Origin of the sequence: Streptomyces sp. CRCS-T-1 (genome assembly GCF_024442335.1) — a bacterium.
Classification (GTDB): domain Bacteria; phylum Actinomycetota; class Actinomycetes; order Streptomycetales; family Streptomycetaceae; genus Streptomyces; species Streptomyces koelreuteriae.
In genome coordinates, this window is record NZ_CP101651.1 from 3,334,853 (window position 1) to 3,350,811 (window position 15,959).

17 protein-coding genes are annotated in these 15,959 nt (G+C 69.3%); 4 read left to right on the forward strand and 13 right to left on the reverse strand.

Annotated elements, in window-relative coordinates; genetic code table 11:
• Positions 1-15 precede the first annotated feature (15 nt).
• The 11 genes from nuoK to NNW99_RS14850 are packed head-to-tail and all read right to left on the reverse strand — an operon-like array spanning position 16 to position 10,851.
• Positions 16-315, reverse strand: a complete 300-nt coding sequence (nuoK, locus tag NNW99_RS14800) for an NADH-quinone oxidoreductase subunit NuoK (RefSeq protein ID WP_003992252.1) — start codon at positions 313-315, stop codon at positions 16-18.
• Positions 312-1,154: an NADH-quinone oxidoreductase subunit J gene (locus NNW99_RS14805; protein ID WP_215119573.1), complete on the reverse strand. Its 843-nt coding sequence runs from the start codon at positions 1,152-1,154 to the stop codon at positions 312-314. The genes nuoK and NNW99_RS14805 overlap by 4 nt, the downstream gene beginning before the upstream one ends.
• The gene (gene nuoI, locus NNW99_RS14810; RefSeq protein WP_215119574.1) at positions 1,151-1,792 is read right to left on the reverse strand and encodes an NADH-quinone oxidoreductase subunit NuoI; all 642 of its coding nucleotides are present in this window, start codon (positions 1,790-1,792) and stop codon (positions 1,151-1,153) included. Before nuoI ends, NNW99_RS14805 begins: the two co-directional genes overlap by 4 nt.
• The gene (gene nuoH / locus NNW99_RS14815) at positions 1,785-3,164 is read right to left on the reverse strand and encodes an NADH-quinone oxidoreductase subunit NuoH (RefSeq protein WP_215119575.1); all 1,380 of its coding nucleotides are present in this window, start codon (positions 3,162-3,164) and stop codon (positions 1,785-1,787) included. The genes nuoI and nuoH overlap by 8 nt, the downstream gene beginning before the upstream one ends.
• On the reverse strand, positions 3,161-5,665 hold the full coding sequence (locus NNW99_RS14820) for an NADH-quinone oxidoreductase subunit G (protein WP_215119576.1): 2,505 nt from the start codon (positions 5,663-5,665) through the stop codon (positions 3,161-3,163). Before NNW99_RS14820 ends, nuoH begins: the two co-directional genes overlap by 4 nt.
• Complete coding sequence (nuoF, locus tag NNW99_RS14825; protein ID WP_267944395.1) at positions 5,662-7,008, reverse strand: NADH-quinone oxidoreductase subunit NuoF; 1,347 nt, start codon at positions 7,006-7,008, stop codon at positions 5,662-5,664. The genes NNW99_RS14820 and nuoF overlap by 4 nt, the downstream gene beginning before the upstream one ends.
• Positions 7,008-7,868, reverse strand: coding sequence for an NADH-quinone oxidoreductase subunit NuoE (nuoE, locus tag NNW99_RS14830; protein ID WP_215119577.1), 861 nt, complete (start codon positions 7,866-7,868; stop codon positions 7,008-7,010). Before nuoE ends, nuoF begins: the two co-directional genes overlap by 1 nt.
• Positions 7,865-9,187: an NADH-quinone oxidoreductase subunit D gene (locus NNW99_RS14835; protein ID WP_215119578.1), complete on the reverse strand. Its 1,323-nt coding sequence runs from the start codon at positions 9,185-9,187 to the stop codon at positions 7,865-7,867. Before NNW99_RS14835 ends, nuoE begins: the two co-directional genes overlap by 4 nt.
• Positions 9,184-9,927, reverse strand: a complete 744-nt coding sequence (locus tag NNW99_RS14840) for an NADH-quinone oxidoreductase subunit C (RefSeq protein WP_215119581.1) — start codon at positions 9,925-9,927, stop codon at positions 9,184-9,186. The genes NNW99_RS14835 and NNW99_RS14840 overlap by 4 nt, the downstream gene beginning before the upstream one ends.
• Positions 9,924-10,478 (reverse strand): NADH-quinone oxidoreductase subunit B family protein, encoded by a 555-nt coding sequence (locus NNW99_RS14845; RefSeq protein WP_010041554.1) that lies wholly within the window; start codon positions 10,476-10,478, stop codon positions 9,924-9,926. Before NNW99_RS14845 ends, NNW99_RS14840 begins: the two co-directional genes overlap by 4 nt.
• A gap of 13 nt (positions 10,479-10,491) precedes the next feature.
• Positions 10,492-10,851, reverse strand: coding sequence for an NADH-quinone oxidoreductase subunit A (locus tag NNW99_RS14850; RefSeq protein WP_003974383.1), 360 nt, complete (start codon positions 10,849-10,851; stop codon positions 10,492-10,494).
• Positions 10,852-11,576: 725 nt separating this feature from the next.
• On the opposite strand from NNW99_RS14850, the gene NNW99_RS14855 reads away from it, so the two are divergent.
• Both NNW99_RS14855 and NNW99_RS39120 read left to right on the forward strand, forming a co-directional pair.
• A complete protein-coding gene (locus tag NNW99_RS14855) occupies positions 11,577-12,416 on the forward strand; it encodes a C40 family peptidase (protein ID WP_215119583.1) in 840 nt (279 codons plus the stop codon).
• 245 nt (positions 12,417-12,661) lie between these two features.
• Positions 12,662-12,844 carry a peptide deformylase gene (locus NNW99_RS39120; protein WP_370869138.1) on the forward strand — a complete coding sequence of 61 codons (183 nt, stop codon included), beginning with the start codon at positions 12,662-12,664 and terminating at the stop codon, positions 12,842-12,844.
• A 31-nt stretch (positions 12,845-12,875) separates the two neighbouring features.
• Here the strand turns inward: NNW99_RS39120 and NNW99_RS14865 are convergent, their stop codons facing one another.
• A complete protein-coding gene (locus tag NNW99_RS14865; protein WP_251057803.1) occupies positions 12,876-14,171 on the reverse strand; it encodes a geranylgeranyl reductase family protein in 1,296 nt (431 codons plus the stop codon).
• Positions 14,172-14,269: 98 nt separating this feature from the next.
• On the opposite strand from NNW99_RS14865, the gene NNW99_RS14870 reads away from it, so the two are divergent.
• Positions 14,270-14,776 carry a GNAT family N-acetyltransferase gene (locus NNW99_RS14870; protein WP_215119584.1) on the forward strand — a complete coding sequence of 169 codons (507 nt, stop codon included), beginning with the start codon at positions 14,270-14,272 and terminating at the stop codon, positions 14,774-14,776.
• 133 nt (positions 14,777-14,909) lie between these two features.
• Positions 14,910-15,221 carry a PASTA domain-containing protein gene (locus NNW99_RS14875; protein WP_189728562.1) on the forward strand — a complete coding sequence of 104 codons (312 nt, stop codon included), beginning with the start codon at positions 14,910-14,912 and terminating at the stop codon, positions 15,219-15,221.
• Positions 15,222-15,242: 21 nt separating this feature from the next.
• Here NNW99_RS14875 and NNW99_RS14880 read toward each other — a convergent pair whose 3' ends face one another.
• On the reverse strand, positions 15,243-15,938 hold the full coding sequence (locus NNW99_RS14880) for a demethylmenaquinone methyltransferase (RefSeq protein WP_215119586.1): 696 nt from the start codon (positions 15,936-15,938) through the stop codon (positions 15,243-15,245).
• Between the last annotated feature and the right edge of the window lie 21 nt (positions 15,939-15,959).

Here is a 15,959-nt window from a genome sequence, read left to right on the forward strand (position 1 = left end):
GATTCTTCCGACCCCTTACAGCTTCATCAGGCTGGCGTCGTCGACCGAGGCCGAGTGACGGGCACGGAACAGGGACACGATGATCGCGAGCCCGACCACGACCTCGGCGGCGGCGACGACCATCGTGAAGAACGCGATGATCTGGCCGTCGAGGTTGCCGTGCATCCGGGAGAAGGCGACGAACGCGAGGTTGCAGGCGTTGAGCATGAGCTCGATGCACATGAACACGACGATCGCGTTGCGCCTGATCAGCACGCCGGTGGCGCCGATCGTGAACAAAAGGGCCGCGAGATAGAGGTAGTTGACGGGGTTCACTTCGACGCCTCCTCGGACCGCTTGAACTTCGCCGGCCCGATCGCCCCGCGCTCCAGACGGTCCTCGGCCCGCTGCTCCAGGGCCTTCAGGTCGTTGAGCGCCTCCTGCGACACGTCGCGGATCTGGCCGCGCTCGCGCAGCGTCTTGCTGACCGTGAGCTCGGAGGGTGTGCCGTCGGGGAGCAGGCCCGCGATGTCGACCGCGTTGTGCCGGGCGTACACACCGGGCGCCGGCAGGGGTGGCAGTTGCGTGCCCGCGCGGACGCGCTCCTCGGAGAGCTCCCGCTGTGTCTTGGCCCGCTCGGTGCGCTCGCGGTGGGTGAGCACCATGGCGCCGACGGCGGCCGTGATGAGCAGGGCGCCGGTGATCTCGAACGCGAAGACGTACTTGGTGAAGATGAGGGCGGCGATGCCCTCCACATTGCCTTCGGCGTTCGCCTGGCCGATGCCGTTGAACTCCGTGAGCGAGGCGTTGCCGATGCCGCCGATCAGCAGGACGCCGAAGCCGAGACCGCACAGCAGGGCCAGCCAGCGCTGGCCCTTGATGGTCTCCTTCAGGGAGTCCGCCGCGGTCACGCCGACGAGCATCACCACGAACAGGAACAGCATCATGATCGCGCCGGTGTAGACGACGATCTGCACGACGCCCAGGAAGTAGGCGCCGTTGGCGAGGTAGAACACCGCCAGGATGATCATGGTCCCGGCGAGGCAGAGCGCGCTGTGCACGGCCCTCTTCATGAGGATGGTGCACAGGGCGCCGATCACCGCGATCGTGCCGAGGATCCAGAACTGGACGGCTTCTCCGGTGGAGGTGGAGTAGGCGGCGAGCTGGGCGGTCATCGGCCGATCACCTTCTTCGACGCCGGCTCGGTGTCGCCGAAGGTGGAGTCGGACTCCTGCACGACCTCGCCCTTGGAGTGGGCGACCTGCTGCTCCGTGCCGGGCGCGGCCTCGGTGACCAGGCCCCGGTAGTAGTCCTGTTCGTCCGTCCCCGGGTAGATGGCGTGGGGCGAGTCGACCATGCCGTCCTCGAGACCGGCGAGCAACTGCTCCTTGGTGTAGATGAGGTTGGCGCGGCTGGAGTCGGCCAGCTCGAACTCGTTCGTCATCGTGAGCGCGCGAGTGGGGCACGCCTCGATGCACAGGCCGCACAGGATGCAGCGGGCGTAGTTGATCTGGTAGACGCGGCCGTACCGCTCGCCCGGCGAGTAGCGCTCCTCGTCGGTGTTGTCGGCGCCCTCCACATAGATGGCGTCGGCGGGGCAGGCCCACGCGCACAGTTCACAGCCGACGCACTTCTCCAGGCCGTCCGGATGGCGGTTGAGCTGATGCCGTCCGTGGAAGCGCGGAGCCGTGGTCTTCTGCTGCTCCGGGTACTGCTCGGTCAGCCGCTTCTTGAACATGGCCTTGAAGGTCACGCCGAAACCGGCCACCGGGTTCTGGAAACCGGGCTTGGTGTCCTTCGGTTCCTCAGCCATCGGACGCCTCCTTTCCATCCGTAGATCCGCCCAGAGATTCGTCACTCTGAGTATCGGGCCCACCACTGACAATCAGCTCCCGCTCACGGCGCGAGCGGCGCCTGGGAGCCGGCGGAAGCTCCTGTCCGGGCAGCGGCGGCACGGGGAATCCGCCCGCCATCGGGTCGAAGGCCGCCGGGGCCTCGGCCGGCCGCTCGGCCTGCTTGGACTTCTCGCGGAACATGTCGACGACGAAGGAGAGCACCAGCAGGGCCAGCACGCCGCCGCCGACGTAGAGCACGATGTCGGCGAAGTCGTAGTTCTCGTTGCGCAGGGCGCGCACGGTGGCGACGAGCATCAGCCACACCAGCGAGACCGGGATGAGGACCTTCCAGCCGAGCTTCATCAGCTGGTCGTAGCGGACGCGAGGGAGCGTGCCGCGGATCCAGATGAACATGAACAGCAGCAGCTGGACCTTGACGGTGAACCAGAGCATCGGCCACCAGCCGTGGTTCGCGCCCTCCCAGAAGGTGCTGATCGGCCAGGGGGCCCGCCAGCCGCCGAGGAACAGCGTGGCGGCGACGGCCGAGACGGTCACCATGTTGACGTACTCGGCGAGCATGAACATCGCGAACTTGATCGACGAGTACTCGGTGTTGAAGCCGCCGACCAGGTCGCCCTCGGACTCCGGCATGTCGAAGGGGGCGCGGTTGGTCTCGCCGACCATGGTGACGATGTAGAGGATGAAGGAGAGCGGCAGCAGCAGGATGTACCAGCGGTCGGCCTGCTGCTCGACGATCGTCGAGGTCGACATCGACCCCGAGTAGAGGAACACGGAGGCGAAGGCGGCGCCCATCGCGATCTCGTAGGAGATCATCTGCGCGCAGGAGCGCAGGCCGCCCAGCAGCGGGTACGTCGAGCCGGAGCTCCAGCCCGCGAGGACGATGCCGTAGATGCCGACCGAGGCGACCGCGAGGATGTAGAGCATCGCGATCGGCAGGTCGGTGAGCTGCATCGTGGTGCGGTGGCCGAAGATCGAGATCTCGTTGCCGGCCGGGCCGAAGGGGATCACCGCGATCGCCATGAAGGCCGGGATGGCCGCGATGATCGGCGCGAGGACGTAGACCGCCTTGTCCGCGCGCTTGACGATCACGTCCTCCTTGAGCATGAGCTTGATGCCGTCGGCGAGCGACTGCAACATGCCCCACGGGCCGTGCCGGTTGGGGCCGACGCGCAGCTGCATCCAGGCGACGACCTTGCGCTCCATCACGATGGAGATCAGCACGGTCACCATCAGGAAGGCGAAGCAGAACACCGCCTTGATGACGACCAGCCACCAGGGGTCGCGGCCGAACATCGAGAGGTCTTCAGCGGCGAGAAGGTACGGGCTCATGCCTCCACCTCCTTGGGGGCCTCGCCGGCGAGCGTCGCCGGGCCGATGCGGACGAGGGAGCCGGGCCGCGCCCCGGTGTCGGAGGCGACGCCGCCACCGCTGGAGTTCAGCGGCAGCCACACCACCCGGTCGGGCATCTCACTGATCTGGAGCGGGAGTTCCACGACACCCTGGGGGCCGGTCACGGCGAGGAGGTCGCCGTCCTTGACGCCCGCCTCGGCGGCCGTCGCGGCCGACACACGCGCGCGTGCGGCGTGCCGGGTTCCGGCGAGTGCCTCGTCGCCCTGCTGGAGGAGGCCCTGGTCGAGCAGCAGCCGGTGCCCGGCGAGGACGGCCTCGCCGACGGCCGGGCGGGGCAGCGCGGCCGCGGTCTCCAGGGGTTCGCCGGCCCGCGGGCCGTCCCAGGCGCCGAGCCGGTCGATCTCCGCGCGTACGGTGCGCAGATCCGGAAGTCCGAGGTGGACGTCCATGGCGTCGGCCAGCATCTGCAGCACGCGCGCGTCGGTCGGCGCGAGGCGGCGGGTCATCTGGTCGGGCTTGAGCGCGGCCTCGAAGAAGCGGACCCGGCCTTCCCAGTTGAGGAAGGTGCCGGCCTTCTCGGCGACCGCTCCCACGGGCAGGACGACATCGGCCTCGCGGCTGATCTCGCTGGGCCGCAGTTCGAGGGAGACCAGGAAGCCGACCTCGTCGAGCGCCTCACGCGCGCGTGCCGGGTCGGGCAGGTCGGCGATCTCCACACCCGCGACCAGCAGGGCCTGCAGCTCGCCGGTCGCGGCGGCCTCGACGATCTGGCCGGTGTCGCGGCCGTAGCGGTGCGGGAGGCCGGCCACGCCCCAGACGCCGGCGACCTCGTCACGCGCGCGTGGGTCGGTGGCCGGGCGTCCGCCCGGCAGCAGCGACGGCAGCGCGCCCGCCTCGATCGCGCCGCGTTCCCCGGCCCGGCGCGGGATCCACACCAGCCGGGCGCCGGTGGCGGTCGCGGCGCGCATGGCGGCGGTGAGTCCGCCGGCCACCGCGGCCAGCCGCTCGCCGACGACGATCACGGCGCCCTCGGCGCGCAGCGCCTCGGCGGCCGCGGCACCGTCGTCCTCCAGGCCGGCGCCGCTGCCGAGCGCGTCCAGCCACTCGGTCTCGGTGCCGGGAGCCGCCGGCAGCAGTGTGCCCCCGGCCTTCTCCAGACCGCGGGTGGCGTATGTGGCCAGCGAGAAGACCCGCTGTCCGTGCCCCCGCCAGGCCTTGCGCAGCCGCAGGAAGACGCCGGGTGCCTCCTCCTCCGCCTCGAACCCGACCAGCAGGACGGCGGGCGCCTTCTCCAGTGCGGTGTACGTGACGCCCGTACCGTCGAGGTCCCGGCCGCGCCCGGCGACCTGGGCGGCGAGGAAGTCGGCCTCCTCGGCGCTGTGCACGCGCGCGCGGAAGTCGATGTCGTTGGTGTCGAGCGCCACGCGCGCGAACTTGCTGTACGCGTAGGCGTCCTCGATGGTGAGCCGGCCACCGGTCAGGACACCGGTGCGGCCCCGGGAGGCCAGCAGCCCCTGGGCCGCGATCTGCAGCGCCTCGGGCCAGGAGGCGGGCTCCAGCTCGCCCTCGGCATTGCGCACGAGCGGCGTCTGAAGCCGGTCGCGCTGCTGCGCGTACCGGAACCCGAACCGCCCCTTGTCGCAGATCCACTCCTCGTTGACCTCGGGGTCGTCGGCGGCGAGCCGCCGCATGACCTTGCCACGCCGGTGGTCGGTGCGCGTGGCGCAGCCGCCGGAGCAGTGCTCGCAGACCGACGGGGAGGAGACCAGGTCGAAGGGGCGGGAGCGGAATCGGTACGCCGCCGAGGTCAGCGCGCCGACCGGGCAGATCTGGATGGTGTTGCCGGAGAAGTACGACTCGAACGGGTCGCCCTCACCGGTGCCGACCTGTTGGAGCGCGCCCCGCTCGACCAGCTCGATCATCGGGTCGCCCGCGATCTGGTTGGAGAACCGGGTGCAGCGGGCGCACAGCACGCAGCGCTCACGGTCGAGGAGCACCTGCGTGGAGATCGGCACGGGCTTCTCGTACGTGCGCTTGCGGCCCTCGAAGCGGGACTCGGCGTCTCCGTGCGACATGGCCTGGTTCTGCAGCGGGCACTCGCCGCCCTTGTCGCAGACCGGGCAGTCCAGCGGGTGGTTGATGAGCAGGAGCTCCATCACACCCTTCTGGGCCTTCTCAGCGACCGGCGAGGTGAGGTGGGTCTTGACCACCATCCCGTCGGTGCAGGTGATGGTGCAGGACGCCATGGGCTTGCGCTGGCCCTCGACCTCGACGATGCACTGGCGGCAGGCGCCGGCCGGATCGAGGAGCGGGTGGTCGCAGAACCGGGGGATCTCGATGCCGAGCTGTTCGGCGGCCCGGATGACCAGGGTGCCCTTGGGCACGCTGATCTCGGCGCCGTCGATCGTCAGCGACACGAGGTCCTCCGGCGGGACCGCCGCCTCTCCCCCGCCGGAGGGAGAGCTGGTGGTCACGGTCATGCGTTCACCTCCGTGCGGTCGGCCCAGGCCGTCGACCTGGCCGGGTCGAAGGGGCAGCCCCGGCCCGTGATGTGCTGCTCGTACTCCTCGCGGAAGTACTTGAGCGAGGAGAAGATCGGCGAGGCGGCGCCGTCGCCGAGGGCGCAGAAGGACTTGCCGTTGATGTTGTCGGCGATGTCGTTCAGCTTGTCGAGGTCGGACATCCGTCCCTTGCCGGCCTCGATGTCGCGCAGCAACTGCACGAGCCAGTACGTGCCTTCGCGGCAGGGCGTGCACTTGCCGCAGGACTCGTGGGCGTAGAACTCGGTCCAGCGCGTGACGGCCCGCACCACGCAGGTCGTCTCGTCGAAGCACTGGAGAGCTTTTGTGCCGAGCATGGAACCCGCAGCGCCCACTCCTTCGTAATCAAGAGGGACGTCGAGATGCTCGTCGGTGAACATCGGGGTCGAGGAGCCCCCCGGCGTCCAGAACTTGAGGCGGTGCCCGGGGCGCATGCCGCCGCTCATGTCGAGGAGCTGGCGGAGCGTGATCCCGAGCGGCGCCTCGTACTGACCGGGGCCCGCGACATGGCCGGACAGGGAGTAGAGCGTGAAGCCTGGCGACTTCTCGCTCCCCATCGACCGGAACCAGTCTTTGCCCCGGCTCATGATCGCGGGAACCGACGCGATGGACTCGACGTTATTCACCACAGTCGGGCACGCGTAGAGGCCCGCGACAGCAGGGAAGGGAGGACGAAGCCGCGGTTGACCCCGGCGGCCTTCGAGCGAGTCCAGCAGTGCGGTCTCCTCACCGCAGATGTACGCGCCCGCGCCCGCGTGCACGGTGATGTCGAGGTCGAGTCCGCTGCCCTGGATGTTCTCGCCCAGGAAGCCCGCCTCGTACGCCTCGCGTACGGCGGAGTGCAACCGCCGCAGCACTGGGACGACTTCACCACGCAGATAGATGAAGGCATGCGAAGACCTGATGGCATAACACGCGATGATCATGCCCTCGATGAGGCTATGTGGGTTCGCGAAGAGGAGCGGGATGTCCTTGCACGTCCCCGGCTCCGACTCGTCGGCGTTGACAACTAGATAGTGCGGCTTTCCATCCCCCTGGGGAATGAACTGCCACTTCATCCCCGTCGGGAATCCCGCGCCGCCGCGCCCGCGCAGACCGGACTCCTTGACGTACGCGATCACGTCGTCCGGCGACATGGCGAGCGCCTTGCGCAGCCCCTCGTACCCCTCGTGCCTTCGGTACACGTCCAGCGTCCAGGACTTGTCCTCGTCCCAGAAGGCCGACAGCACCGGTGCGAGCAGCTTCTCGGGGCTCATGTCTTTCAGCTCGGGTGCCAAGGTCATCACTCCCCCTCCTCGGCGGCGGGCCCGGCCGGGTGGGCCGGGTCGGAGGCCGACGTGTCCTGCGGCGCGTCGTGCGAGCTCAAGTGCTCCGTCGGTGACGGGTCGTGGGGTGTCCCGGTCCGGGCCGCCTCACCGCGCGGATGCACCACGCGTGCCGGTGCGGCCTCCCCCTTGGCGAGCTTCAGGCCGACGAGGGAGGCGTGTCCCGCGCTTCCTCCGGACTCGACGGCCCCGTCCCGCTCGTCGGGGAAACCGGCCAGGACCCGGGCGGTCTCCTTGAAGGTGCACAGCGGCGCACCGCGCGTGGGCGTGACCGGCCGTCCCGCGCGCAGGTCGTCGACGAGGCGCTTGGCGCTGCCCGGGGTCTGGTTGTCGAAGAACTCCCAGTTGACCATCACGACCGGAGCGAAGTCACAGGCCGCGTTGCACTCGATGTGCTCCAGGGTGACCTTGCCGTCGTCGGTGGTCTCGCCGTTGCCGACGCCGAGGTGCTCCTGGAGCTCCTCGAAGATCGCGTCCCCGCCCATGACCGCGCACAGGGTGTTGGTGCACACCCCGACCTGGTAGTCACCGCTCGGCCGGCGCCGGTACATGGAGTAGAAGGTGGCGACGGCGGTGACCTCGGCCGTGGTCAGGCCGAGGGTGTCCGCGCAGAACCGCATTCCCGTGCGCGTGACGTGTCCCTCCTCCGACTGCACGAGGTGCAGCAGGGGCAGGAGGGCGGACCGGGAGTCCGGGTAGCGGGCGATGACCTCGCGCGCGTCCGTCTCCAGACGGGCTCGGACGTCGTCCGGGTAGGCGGGCGCGGGCAGTTCGGGCATGCCCAGGCTGACGCCCCGCTCGGAAGAAGAGGTGGTCACCGGTCGACGCCTCCCATCACGGGGTCGATGGACGCGACGGCGACGATGACGTCGGCGACTTGGCCGCCCTCGCACATCGCCGCCATGGCCTGCAGATTGGTGAAGGACGGGTCGCGGAAGTGGACCCGGTAGGGGCGGGTGCCGCCGTCGGACACGACGTGCACCCCGAGTTCGCCCTTGGGCGACTCGACCGCCGCGTACGCCTGTCCCGGCGGGACGCGGAAGCCCTCGGTCACCAGCTTGAAGTGGTGGATCAGGGCCTCCATGGAGGTGCCCATGATCTTCTTGATGTGGTCGAGGGAGTTGCCGAGGCCGTCGGGCCCGAGGGCGAGCTGAGCGGGCCAGGCGATCTTCTTGTCGGCGACCATGACCGGGCCGGGCTGGAGCCGGTCCAGGCACTGCTCGACGATCCGGAGCGACTGACGCATCTCCTCCAGCCGGATGAGGAACCGGCCGTAGGAGTCGCAGGTGTCGGCGGTCGGGACGTCGAAGTCGTACGTCTCGTAGCCGCAGTACGGCTGGGTCTTGCGCAGGTCGTGCGGCAGGCCGGTGGAGCGCAGGATGGGGCCCGTCGCGCCGAGGGCCATGCAGCCGGCCAGGTCCAGATAGCCGACGTCCTGCATACGGGCCTTGAAGATGGGGTTCCCGGTGGCGAGCTTGTCGTACTCCGGGAGGTTCTTCTTCATCTTCTTCACGAACTCGCGGATGTGGTCCACCGCGCCGGGCGGCAGGTCCTGGGCGAGTCCGCCGGGGCGGATGTACGCGTGGTTCATCCGCAGGCCGGTGATCAGCTCGAAGATATCGAGAATGAGTTCACGATCACGAAATCCGTAGATCATGACCGTGGTGGCGCCGAGCTCCATGCCGCCGGTGGCGATGCACACCAGGTGGGACGACAGCCGGTTCAGCTCCATCAGGAGCACCCGGATGATCGAGGCCCGGTCCGGGATCTGGTCCTCGATGCCGAGGAGCTTCTCGACGCCGAGGCAGTACGCCGTCTCGTTGAAGAACGGCGTCAGGTAGTCCATGCGCGTCACGAACGTCGTGCCCTGCGTCCACGTCCGGTACTCGAGGTTCTTCTCGATGCCGGTGTGCAGGTAGCCGATGCCGCAGCGGGCCTCGGTGACGGTCTCGCCCTCGATCTCCAGGATCAGGCGGAGCACACCGTGGGTGGAGGGGTGCTGCGGGCCCATGTTGACGACGATGCGCTCGTCGTCGGCGCGGGCCGCCGACTCGACGACCTCGTCCCAGTCGCCGCCGGTGACGGTGTAGACGGTGCCCTCGGTGGTCTCGCGAGGGGAGGCGTGCGAAGTGCTCATGAGTACGACCTCCGCTGGTCCGGAGCCGGGATCTGGGCGCCCTTGTACTCGACGGGGATGCCGCCGAGGGGGTAGTCCTTGCGCTGCGGGAAGCCCTGCCAGTCGTCCGGCATCATGATCCGCGTCAGGGCCGGGTGACCGTCGAAGACGATGCCGAAGAAGTCGTACGTCTCGCGCTCGTGCCAGTCGTTCGTCGGATAGACGGAGAACAGCGACGGGATGTGCGGGTCGCTGTCGGGCGCGCTGACCTCCAGGCGGATCAGCCGATTGTGGGTGATCGAGCGCAGGTGGTAGACGGCGTGCAGCTCGCGGCCCTTGTCGTTCGGGTAGTGGACACCGCTGACTCCGGTACAGAGCTCGAAGCGCAGGGCCGGGTCGTCGCGCAGGGTGCGGGCGACGCGGAGCAGGTGCTCGCGCTCGATGTGGAAGGTCAGCTCGTCGCGGTCGACGACCGTCTTCTCGATGGCGTTCTCCGGGAGCAGTCCCTGTTCCTCCAGGGCTCCCTCCAGCTCGTCGGCGACCTCGTCGAACCAGCCGCCGTAGGGGCGGTTCGCCGGGCCCGGGAGCCGGACCGAGCGGACCAGGCCGCCGTAGCCGGAGGTGTCGCCGCCGTTGCTCGCGCCGAACATGCCGCGCTGGACGCGGATCTCCTCGCCGCCCTGGCCGCGCTGGCCGGGGAGGTTGGAGGCCGACAGGTCCTTCTCGGGGTTGGCGCCGCCCGTGCCGTTCGCGTCGCTCATCGCAGCAGCCCCTTCATCTCGATGGTGGGCAGGGCCTTGAGCGCCGCCTCCTCCGCCTCGCGGGCCGCCTCCTCGGCGTTCACGCCGAGCTTGGAGGTCTGGATCTTCTGGTGGAGCTTGAGGATGGCGTCCATCAGCATCTCCGGCCGTGGCGGGCAGCCGGGGAGGTAGATGTCGACCGGCACGATGTGGTCGACGCCCTGGACGATGGCGTAGTTGTTGAACATGCCGCCCGAGGAGGCGCAGACCCCCATGGAGATCACCCACTTGGGGTTCGGCATCTGGTCGTAGACCTGCCTGAGCACCGGCGCCATCTTCTGGCTGACCCGGCCGGCGACGATCATCAGGTCCGCCTGGCGGGGCGAGCCCCGGAAGACCTCCATACCGAAGCGCGCCAGGTCGTAGCGGCCGGCGCCGGTGGTCATCATCTCGATGGCACAGCAGGCGAGGCCGAACGTGGCGGGAAAGACGGACGACTTGCGCACCCAGCCCGCGGCCTGCTCGACGGTGGTCAGCAGGAAGCCGCTCGGCAGCTTTTCTTCGAGTCCCATGACAAAAGGCCCCTCAGTCCCATTCCAGGCCGCCGCGCCGCCATACGTACGCGTACGCGACGAAGACGGTGAGCACGAAGAGCAGCATCTCCACGAGCCCGAAGATCCCCAGGGCGTCGAAGGTGACGGCCCAGGGGTAGAGGAAGACGATCTCGATATCGAAAATGATGAAGAGCATCGCCGTCAGGTAGTACTTGATGGGGAAGCGCCCGCCGCCGGCCGGCGTGGGGGTCGGCTCGATCCCGCACTCGTAGGCCTCGAGCTTGGCCCGGTTGTACCGCTTCGGCCCGATCAACGTGGCCATGACCACGGAGAAGATCGCAAAGCCTGCCCCGAGGGCTCCCAGTACGAGGATGGGCGCATACGCGTTCACCGCTCCTCGCTCCTCTCAGTCGGCACTGACTGCTGGCGGTTTGCATCGGGCTCACTTCCGCCCCGTCCGTCCCTCGAACCCCGCCCGCCCCGGCGAAGATCGGGAACATGTGAAGCAGGTCACAAGCCCAACCGCGTGCATCTTATGCCTGTCGCTCTGTGATCTGCGACACGGGGTATTGCACAAGCTTTGTGATCTCCACCACCTGACGAAGGATCATGAAGTCGGATGAGCGGTGATCTTCACACGCGAAGCGTCCGGGCGATCACCAGACGTGACATTTTGCCTAGTCAGCGCAGGCCAGGAGGTCCGTCTCAATATCAAGAGGGTTCCCTTGCATGCAAATTGGCGATGGACTGGATCTCTTGATAGAGGCCGCGTTCACACATCAGAGGGCATGTGGAGCGGGATGTGGACGCGTGCACGCGTTCACGATCTTCGCGAGCCCGTGACCGGGTCGTGATCTACGGCGCGCGACGCGAGCGCCGGGGCTACCGTTCCGTGACCTCCATCACACCGATGAGAGATCCATGAGAACGGGGCTTGGCCAATCAATCCAACCGGTGGTAGGTGCGGGGCAATTCGGGCGTATTGATCAAAGACCGTGATCACAGCCTGGTCTCGGTGCGCCCGCAATGTCCGTTACGGCGTCAATAAAGGGGCTCGAGAGGGGGTTTTGAGGGCTCGATTGAACAACTGTGGCGCAGCACACGTTTCTTGAAGATATGAAGGAGCCCCTGGTACCGGTTGTTCCCATGTCCCACACCGCTCACATACGCAGCCACCGGAAACCCCGCCGCAGTGCGACCTCGACGATCGCCGTGCGTGCCGGAGTCACCGGTGGCATCCTCAGCCTGGCAGCGGCGGGTGCGTCGGCCTCGGCGAGCGCCGCCGAGCCGGTGACGCAGACCATCGAACTGCCCACCCTGACGGCCGACATGGCCACTCAGGTCGCCCAGTCCGCGGCCGCCACGCAGCAGGCGGCCGCGAACTACGAGCTGCGCGCCGAGCGTGACGCCGCCGCCGCCAAGGCCGCCACCGAGGCCAAGAAGGACCTCGCCGAGGCGAAGAAGAAGGCGGAGGCCAAGAAGAAGGCCGCCGAGGAAGCCCGCAAGGCCGCCGCCGAGCGCGCCACGCGCAGCGCCGAGCGCGCCACCCTCTCCGCTTCCGCCTCCGCGTCGGCCTCCACCTCGACGACCGCGCCTGCCAGCGGCAGCGTCGCGACCGTCATCGCCTTCCTCAAGGCACAGGTCGGCGACGCCTACGTCATGGGCGCCACCGGTCCCAGCGCCTGGGACTGCTCCTCCCTCGTGCAGGCCGCGTACAAGCAGGTTGGTGTGGATCTGCCGCGCGTCTCGCAGGACCAGTCGATGTCCGGCACGGACGTGCCGCTGTCCGACGTCCAGGTCGGCGACATCCTGTACTGGGGTGGCAAGGGCTCCGCGTACCACGTGGGTGTCTACATCGGCGACGGCCAGTACCTGGACGCGGCCAACCCGTCCAAGGGCGTCGTCATCCAGGACCTGTCGGGCTACCCGGCGTCGGGCGCGGTCCGCGTCCTCTGAGTCCTCCGATCTCACGCGTACGGGCTTGAGGGCCGCTGCCTCCCGGAGGCGGCGGCCCTCCCCCGTTGGCGTGCGTGCCCTCTCCTGCCGCCCTGACGGCGTTCTCCCGGCCTGTCCGGGCGCGGAGGCCTCCCGCCCCCGAAACCGGCCGAGCCGGTCTCAGGGGTGCCCCGAGTGGCTTCTGGGGCCTTCTCCCGTGTGGCCGGGCTGTGTGTGGAGCGGCCGCGGGGCGTCTGCCGTCATGAGTGCCCCTCAGCGGACACGGCATTCACAGGAGAGACGATGCGCCTCGCGGACGGGGCCGGGCTCGTGGCGAACCAGGTCGGCGAGCCGGTCGTGGTCGAGGGAACGGGTACTTCGCGCGCTGCCTCGCCCACGAAACCGACCACTGCGCCGGGCGGCTCTGTCTCGACCGGCTCTCCGAGTGAGTGCCTGATCCGGCAGCGCCCCGGGCGGGGGTCAGGCCTTCGGGGCCACCTTGCTCAGGCCGTTGATGATGCGGTCCATCGCGTCGCCGCCGGTCGGGTCCGTGAGGTTCGCGAGGAGCTTCAGCGTGAACTTCATCAGCATCGGGTGCGTGAGGCCGCGCTGGGTGGCGATCTGCATGACCTTCGGGTTGCCGATGAGCTTCACGAAGGCGCGGCCGAGCGTGTAGTAGCCGCCGTAGGTGTCCTTGAGGACGCGCGGGTAGCGCTGGAGCGCCAGTTCGCGGCGGGCCGGGGTGGAGCGGGCGTGGGCCTGGACGATGACGTCGGCGGCGATCTGGCCGGACTCCATGGCGTAGGCGATGCCCTCGCCGTTGAAGGGGTTCACCAGGCCGCCGGCGTCGCCGACGAGCAGCAGGCCCTTGGTGTAGTGCGGCTGGCGGTTGAAGGCCATGGGCAGGGCGGCGCCGCGGATCGGGCCGGTCATGTTGTCGGGGGTGTAGCCCCAGTCCTCCGGCATGGACGCGCACCAGGCCTTCAGGACCTCGCGCCAGTCCAGCTCCTTGAAGGAGTCGGAGGTGTTGAGCACGCCCAGGCCGACGTTGGAGGTGCCGTCGCCCATGCCGAAGATCCAGCCGTAGCCGGGCAGGAGCCGGTCCTCGCCCGGGCCGCGGCGGTCCCAGAGCTCCAGCCAGGACTCCAGGTAGTCGTCCTCGTGGCGGGGGCTCTCGAAGTACGTCCGTACGGCCACGCCCATCGGGCGGTCCTCGCGGCGGTGCAGGCCCATCGCGAGGGAGAGGCGCGTGGAGTTGCCGTCGGCGGCGACGACGAGCGGCGCGTGGAAGGTGACTTCGCGCTTCTCCTCACCGAGCTTGGCGTGCACACCGGTGATCCGGCCGGTGCGGTCGTCGATGACCGGGGCGCCGACGTTGCAGCGCTCGAACAGCCGGGCGCCCGCCTTCTGGGCCTGCCGGGCGAGCTGGTCGTCGAAATCGTCGCGCTTGCGGACGAGGCCGTAGTCGGGGAAGGAGGCGAGATCCGGCCAGTCGAGCTGGAGGCGCACTCCGCCGCCGATGATCCGCAGGCCCTTATTGCGCAGCCAGCCGGCCTCTTCCGAGATGTCGATGCCCATCGCCACGAGCTGTTTGACGGCGCGCGGGGTGAGGCCGTCGCCGCAGACCTTCTCGCGCGGGAACGCGGTCTTCTCCAGCAGGAGGACGTCGAGTCCCGCCTTGGCGAGGTGGTAGGCGGTCGTGGAGCCGGCCGGCCCCGCGCCCACGACGATCACATCGGCGGTGTTCTCGGAGAGAGGCTCGGTCACGACGGTCACGGCGGGATCTCCCCAAGCTTCGGAATCTGTGTGCCGGCCGGCACAGGACATGGGCAGTCTATGCAGCGGTATCGATCACCTGCCGAAGGGATGCCTCCGTGAACCCGGCCCTCCCCGCTGTGCGACTGCGCGTGCCCACCCACGAGGACGCGTTCGCCTGGCACCGGATCTTCGACGACCCGGACGTCATGGAGTTCCACGGCGGAAAGGCCGCCGAACTGTCGGTCTACGAGGAGCTCACCGCCCGCCAGCGCCGGCACGACGCCGAGCGCGGCTACTGCCTGTGGACCCTGCTGGACGCGTCCGGTCAGGTCGTCGGCTTCACCGGGGCCCAGCCCTGGGAGCGGGACTGGGGGCCGAGGGGGGAGATCGAGATCGGCTGGCGCCTGGCCCGGGAGCACTGGGGCAAGGGGTACGTCACCGCGGCCGCGCGGCAGACGCTGGAGCGGATGCGGACGGCGGGTGTACCGGGCGTGGTGGCGATGGTCGACGCCCGCAACAGCCGGTCCATCGCGGTCACCCGGCGGCTGGGAATGCGCCTCGCCGAGACGTTCACGACGTCGGCCTCGGACCGCGCGGGGCACTGCTACCGGCTCGACCTCTGAGACGACGACATCACACTGCGTAGTCGACTGTCACAGAAAGACATCCGTCGCTTCCGGCCGGTACGGGGCCGGAGTTACCCTTCCTGTACCGCTGGGGGTGACATCTGTGCAGATATCCCGCAAAGCACCCGAAGTGCGCGTACCGCGTCTGGTGGGTCTGATGGCCGTGGACGCGCGCGAGACGGCCCGGGCGCGGGGCCTGTTCCTCAACGCGCCGGACCGGCCCGACTTCCATCTCGCCGTCGTCGACTACGTCGTACGCCAGTACCCGCAGCCCGAGGCCGAGGTGCCGCGGGACTCGATGGTCTACGTCTGGTTCGACTTCGGCCCCGGCGAGGGCGGCGGGGGCGTGCACGAGCCGCGGATCCCGAGACCGCCCAGGGGCGGGCTGCAACGGGAGCTGGACGAGCCGGGCGACCCGTACATGGTGCTCAGCTCCCCGTAGCCGGCGGCTCCCCGGAGGGGTTCAGCTCTCCTTGAAGCCCCGGTGCAGGGCGACGATCCCGCCGCTCAGGTTGCGCCAGGCCACCCGCGACCAGCCGGCCTTGCCCAGCCGTTCGGCCAGCGCGGGCTGGTCGGGCCAGGCGCGGATGGACTCGGCGAGGTAGACGTAGGCGTCGGGGCTGGAGGACACGGCCCGGGCGACCGGCGGCAGGGCGCGCATCAGGTACTCGGTGTAGACCGTGCGGAACGGCGCCCACGTCGGGTGCGAGAACTCGCAGATCACGATCCGCCCGCCGGGCCGGGTCACGCGCTGCATCTCCCGCAGGGCCGCGTCCGTGTCCTGCACGTTGCGCAGCCCGAAGGAGATGGTGACGGCGTCGAAGGTGTCGTCCTTGAAGGGGAGCCGCGTGGCGTCGCCGGCGGTGTAGGGCAGCCAGGGCCGGCGCTGCTTGCCGACCTGGAGCATGCCCTGGGAGAAGTCGCAGGGGACGACGTAGGCACCGGTCTGCGCGAAGGGCAGTGAGGAGGTGCCGGTGCCCGCCGCCAGGTCGAGGACCTTCTGGGCGGGGCGTGCGTCGACCGCCTTGGCGACCTCCTTGCGCCATCGCCGGTCCTGGCCGAGGGACAGCACGTCGTTGGTCAGGTCGTACCGTTCCGCCACGTCGTCGAACATCGAGGCGACTTCGTGCGGCTGCTTGTCCAGGGATGCGCGGGTCACGCGCCCATTCTTGCAGCACCC

Excerpts from the sequence above, each read along its gene's own strand:
- nuoI (WP_215119574.1), bottom strand. The coding sequence starts at position 1,792 with ATGGCTGAGGAACCGAAGGACACCAAGCCCGGTTTCCAGAACCCGGTG.
- NNW99_RS14855 (WP_215119583.1), top strand. The coding sequence starts at position 11,577 with ATGAAGGAGCCCCTGGTACCGGTTGTTCCCATGTCCCACACCGCTCAC.
- NNW99_RS14835 (WP_215119578.1), bottom strand. The coding sequence starts at position 9,187 with ATGAGCACTTCGCACGCCTCCCCTCGCGAGACCACCGAGGGCACCGTC.
- nuoH (WP_215119575.1), bottom strand. The coding sequence starts at position 3,164 with ATGAGCCCGTACCTTCTCGCCGCTGAAGACCTCTCGATGTTCGGCCGC.
- NNW99_RS14820 (WP_215119576.1), bottom strand. The coding sequence starts at position 5,665 with ATGACCGTGACCACCAGCTCTCCCTCCGGCGGGGGAGAGGCGGCGGTC.
- nuoF (WP_267944395.1), bottom strand. The coding sequence starts at position 7,008 with ATGACCTTGGCACCCGAGCTGAAAGACATGAGCCCCGAGAAGCTGCTC.
- NNW99_RS14805 (WP_215119573.1), bottom strand. The coding sequence starts at position 1,154 with ATGACCGCCCAGCTCGCCGCCTACTCCACCTCCACCGGAGAAGCCGTC.
- NNW99_RS14845 (WP_010041554.1), bottom strand. The coding sequence starts at position 10,478 with ATGGGACTCGAAGAAAAGCTGCCGAGCGGCTTCCTGCTGACCACCGTC.
- NNW99_RS14840 (WP_215119581.1), bottom strand. The coding sequence starts at position 9,927 with ATGAGCGACGCGAACGGCACGGGCGGCGCCAACCCCGAGAAGGACCTG.